Below are 4,576 nucleotides of genomic sequence, written 5' to 3'. Positions count from 1 at the left end.
TTCGCCGCCAGCCGGTGGCCCAGGCCATGCGCCTCCAGATCTGTTTCTGGCAAGAGGGGCGAGAGAGTTGCACCCGCGCCTATCCCATTAGCGGCACGCCGGGCGCGGTCGTTACCTGGTCGCAGCCGGTGCAAAAGCTATGGGCGCTCAATGACGTGCCCATTGACTGGTCCGTCCCACGCAGTGGCAACGGCATCGTCATCAAGAACAGCCAGGGGGAGATGGTCAGCGACTACGGCGAGTGGGGCTGGAGCGGCGAAGACCCGAACCAGTGGTTCCCGCTCGACTTGCGCTTCACGGCCGTCGTTGTCGAACGGGGCGGCGTCTTTTCCGGATGGGATAACTATATCCCGTAGTTGTTTAGAATAGGACGCCGATGCAGCGCTGATTTTGATCACCGATAAGTACCGGCGTCGATCAGCGCCAAAACCAGCGTTCATCAGCGTCCTGTTCACGTCTCTCTGGGGAGTTCCACCCGCGTCAAAACCATTATGAGCGCCGGATAAGTAATGGACATATCAACTATTGCAGTTGATACAATGCGGGCGCGTTGGTCAAACCGGCCCATGCGGACAAGTTAACAGGCAGAAAAAGGTCTCGAGCGACTTTAAGCGCCTGTCGCCATCGCGCCCCCCATCGTAACTAACACCCCTTTCACGCCGGGAGCATCCTTCTTTAACGCAGTTTTTAACGGTTGGCTTTTATACTAGGCAATGCCGGGGTAGCCCACTCCTTGCCCACCCTGCATCACGGGTCTCGTCCCGTCTGGGGCAAGGCAGTGTCCCCTCTTGCCTCGCAAAGTTGAAGTAGTAACGACAATCTGAAGTAAAGGTACAAAGGAAGCTCAGCAATGACAACAAAACGAGACAGCGGGCGGCTGCGCCCGGCCGCACTATTTCTGGCGCTTGGCGCTTTCCTCTTCTTCGTTCTGGTGCTCCCGGCCGGGCTGCGCGCCGCGGCCCAGCCGGGCGATGGCAACGTCGTGATCAACCCGGGGTTCGAGAGCGGCGTGGCCTCGTGGGTGTGCAAGACCTGCGTCCTGACGGCCGGCGCGCCGGCCCAGAGCGGCGCGGCGGCCGGCCAACTGCGCACCACCCACCGCACAACCCTGGCCCAACTACTCCAGAACAATCTGCCGCTCCAGCCGAACACGCAATACCAGTTCACCTTCTGGGCGCGTTCCTCCGGCGGCCAGGACTTGCGCGTTGACCTGCTGCGGCCAACCACGCCGGCCACCAACCTGGGCCTCAACCAGAGCTTCGACGTGACGACCGAGTGGCAGCAGTTCACCGCCACCTTTACCAGCGCCGGCATCAACCAGCCCATCAGTAACGCCCGGCTGCGCTTCCGCGCCGCCAAGGGCAAGGGCCTCCAGTACAGCATCGACGACGTCTCGCTCGTCGCCACCGGCGCGCCTCCGACGCCAACCGCCACGCCGACCGCGACCACCACGCCGCCACCCGGCGGCTCGGAACTGCTCGTCTTCGACTGGAACCAGTTGGTGACCACGGCCCACCACGGCTTCCCGTGGGACAAGCCGCCGGCCCAAAACGGCAACTGGGTCACGCCCATCAACTACGCCGAGGGCACGTTCCACTTCCGGGCTGAACTGCGCCATATGCCGTCGCAAAAAGACCTCTACCTCCAGTTCTGCATCTGGCAGTACACCAGCGAGCTAGAGACGTGCAGCCACACGCTGCCGGAAACGAAAATTTCCTATCGCGGCAACACGGTCATCCTCACCTGGTCGGAGGCCATCAAGGACATGTACCTGAAGAATGGCCGGCCCCTGGTGTGGTCCGAGCCGCGCCACCGCAACGGCGTGTCCGTCAAGAACAGCACCAAAGACCCGGTCAGCGACTACTCCGGCTGGAACTGGAACGGCGAGAATCCCGCCGACTGGTATCCGATGGACATGCGCTTCACCGTGGTCGTGGTCGAGAAGGGCAAATCCTTCTCCGGCTGGGATAACTACATCCCTTAACTTGGGGAGCACCGGTCGCCTCCGGCGGCCGTTAACCGAACGGGGCCTGGACTTGGGATTTATCGGCCCCGTTCGCCCGCTTTTTCAGCATTGAACAGGCGTCAACCATATCGGGATGGCGCGGCAGGGTCTTCTCGGCCGCCGCGTCGGGTTGCTCGCGGCTTGGGTAGCGCGGCAACCGCTTATCGAGAAAGAGAATAAGGAGAACCTCGGATGATTTCACAAACCGTCCTGCGGCGCTTCCGCGTCGTTGGCCTCATGCTCGGTCTGGTGCTCGTCGCCCTGATGGCGGCTACCAGCCTGAAGGCGCAAGACGCCGCCCCCCCGGCGGCCCCGGCCGTCGCCGGCGAACTGCTCGTCTTTGACTGGAACAAGCCGGTCACCAAAGCCCAGCACGGCTTCCCGTGGGACAAGCCGCCGAAGCAGAACGGCAACTGGGTCTCCCCGGTTAACTACGCCGGCGGAACCATCCACTTCCGCGCTCAGGTCTTCAGCATGCCCGTGAAGAAGAGCATGCGTTTGCAGTTCTGCTTCTGGCAGTTCCGCAACACGCGCGAGACGTGCAGCCAGACCAAGATCATCACGGTCGGCCAGACGGTCACCTGGTCGCAGCCGCTCCTGGGCATGTGGAAGAAGAACAACCGTCAACTCGACTGGACCAAGCCGCGCGATCGCAATGGCGTCGCCATTAAGAACATGGCCGGCAAGGCCGTCAGCGACTACTCCAACTGGAATTGGAATGGCGAGAATCCCGACCAGTGGTACCCGCTGAACATGCGCTTCACCGTGGTCGTCGTGGAGAAGGGCAAGACCTTCTCCGGCTGGCAGAACTACTAAACGCTCCCTTTGAAGCAAGCGACGCGCGGGCCGCGGCCCGCGCGTCGCCAGACGCCTGTTTCACGCAACAACACCTGCGGTAAGGAGATCACAGTCATGACAGAGCAAACAACGATGCGCAGAGCGATGCCAAGCTGGGCCAAGGCGATCAGCCTGGCGATGGCGTTGGTGATTCTGTTCGGCGTCGCGCTGACCGTTCCCGCCGGCCTTCAGGCCCAGGGAACCGGACAGGCCGACGAGAAGTTGGTCTTTAATTGGAACCAGCCCGTACTGAAGGCCCATAGCGGCTTTGCCCAGGAGAAGCCGACCATTGCCGCCCACAACGGCAACTGGACCGTGCCGCCCAACTTCGCCAACGGCACGCTCTACTTCCGCGCCCGGGTCATCAGCATCCCCAAGAACCAACCGGGCATGAAGCTGGGCTTTTGCTTCTGGCAGCAGAAGCCGCAATGGGGCGAGGAATGCTCCAAGAACGTGCCGGTAGCCGGCGTCCCCGGAACCGACGCGACCTGGACTCAGACGTTGAGCAGTCTAAACGCCATCAACGGCGATCACATCAACTGGGCCCACGACCGCTGGAAGCAAGGCTTCGTCGTCCGCAACGCGCGCGGCAAGCCGGTCAGCAATAAGCTGAACTTCAACTGGAGCGGCGAGAACCCGGCGAACTGGTACCCGATGAACATCCACTACACCGTCGTCCTCGTTGCCCCCGGCGGCTCCTTCTCCGGCTGGCAGAACTACGGCTGGTAGAAAGCAAAAAGAAATGGCTACGGATGCCAACGGACAATACGGATTGGTGCTTTAATCCGTATTATCCGTGGAAGTCCGTAGCCATTCTTTGCTCCCGCGACAGGAAGTTGCGCCGGAACGCGGAATGGATTAAGCTTCAGACGATTGTTCAGATAACAATTGTATACTCATCGAGAGAGGTGGAGGGACCGGCCCGGTGATACCTCGGCAACCGCCCTTGCGGCAGGTGCCAAATCCGGCAGAGCACGGCGACAGGTCGCTGCTCTGGAAGATGAGAGCGGACCTTGTCTAGTGAAGCCTCTCATCCTGAGAGGCTTTTTTGATAGCTATGAACCGAACCGAACAACTGCACGAACAATTGGCGAAGCGCATCCTCATCCTCGACGGGGCGATGGGGACGATGATCCAGCAATACCGTCTGACCGAGCCTGACTTTCGCGGCGATCGTTTCGCCGACTGGCCGAGCGACTTGCAGGGCAACAATGACCTGCTGGTGCTGACTCAGCCTGACATCATCCGCGCCATCCACCTGGCTTATCTGGAGGCGGGGGCTGACCTCATCGAGACCAACACCTTCAACGCCAACGCCATCTCGCAGAGCGACTATGGCCTGGAGGGGCTGGCCTACGAGATGAACGTCGCCGCCGCCCAACTGGCCTGCGCCGCGCGCGACGAGATGGAGCGCCGCGACCCCAGCCGGCCGCGCTTCGTCGCCGGGGCGCTCGGCCCCACCAACCGCACCGCCACCCTCTCGCCCGACGTCAACGACCCCGGCTACCGCAACGTGACCTTTGATCAACTGGCCGACGCCTACGGCGAGGCGGCCCGCGGCCTGGTGGACGGTGGGGCCGACATCCTGCTGGTCGAGACCATCTTTGACACGCTCAACGCCAAGGCGGCCATCTTCGGCATCCAGCGCTACTTCGACGAGGCGGGCGTCGAACGGCCGCTGATGATCTCCGGCACCATCGTCGACGCCAGCGGGCGCAACCTGTCGGGCCAGAC

General features: G+C 62.2%; 6 protein-coding genes and 1 riboswitch. Of the genes, 5 read left to right on the top strand and 1 reads right to left on the bottom strand.

What is annotated here, in order from left to right; all coding sequences use genetic code 11:
• Positions 1–356 (top strand): hypothetical protein (locus ACE3UY_RS21155; RefSeq protein ID WP_374689461.1); only part of this gene is annotated, 356 nt, incomplete at its 5' end.
• Positions 357–850: 494 nt separating this feature from the next.
• A complete protein-coding gene (locus ACE3UY_RS21150; RefSeq protein ID WP_374689460.1) occupies positions 851–1,984 on the top strand; it encodes a carbohydrate binding domain-containing protein in 1,134 nt (377 codons plus the stop codon).
• Between the two features lie 31 nt (positions 1,985–2,015).
• On the opposite strand, the gene ACE3UY_RS21145 is transcribed toward ACE3UY_RS21150, so the two are convergent.
• On the bottom strand, positions 2,016–2,207 hold the full coding sequence (locus tag ACE3UY_RS21145; RefSeq protein WP_374689459.1) for a hypothetical protein: 192 nt from the start codon (positions 2,205–2,207) through the stop codon (positions 2,016–2,018).
• Here ACE3UY_RS21145 and ACE3UY_RS21140 point away from each other — a divergent pair.
• The 3 genes from ACE3UY_RS21140 to ACE3UY_RS21130 all read left to right on the top strand — a co-directional run.
• Positions 2,198–2,821 (top strand): hypothetical protein, encoded by a 624-nt coding sequence (locus ACE3UY_RS21140; protein ID WP_374689458.1) that lies wholly within the window; start codon positions 2,198–2,200, stop codon positions 2,819–2,821. The genes ACE3UY_RS21145 and ACE3UY_RS21140 overlap by 10 nt on opposite strands.
• Before the next feature lie 96 nt (positions 2,822–2,917).
• Entirely contained in the window at positions 2,918–3,571 is a 654-nt protein-coding gene (locus ACE3UY_RS21135; RefSeq protein WP_374689457.1) for a hypothetical protein, read from the top strand.
• 164 nt (positions 3,572–3,735) lie between these two features.
• Positions 3,736–3,849, top strand: a riboswitch (SAM riboswitch).
• A gap of 50 nt (positions 3,850–3,899) precedes the next feature.
• The coding region (locus tag ACE3UY_RS21130; RefSeq protein ID WP_374689456.1) for a homocysteine S-methyltransferase family protein at positions 3,900–4,576 on the top strand (677 nt) is incomplete at its 3' end.

Origin of the sequence: Promineifilum sp. (SeqCode), assembly GCF_041918635.1 — a bacterium.
GTDB lineage: Bacteria > Chloroflexota > Anaerolineae > Promineifilales > Promineifilaceae > Promineifilum.
The sequence above is the reverse complement of the archived record's forward strand: the minus strand, read 5'-3'. Positions and strand labels throughout refer to the sequence as shown.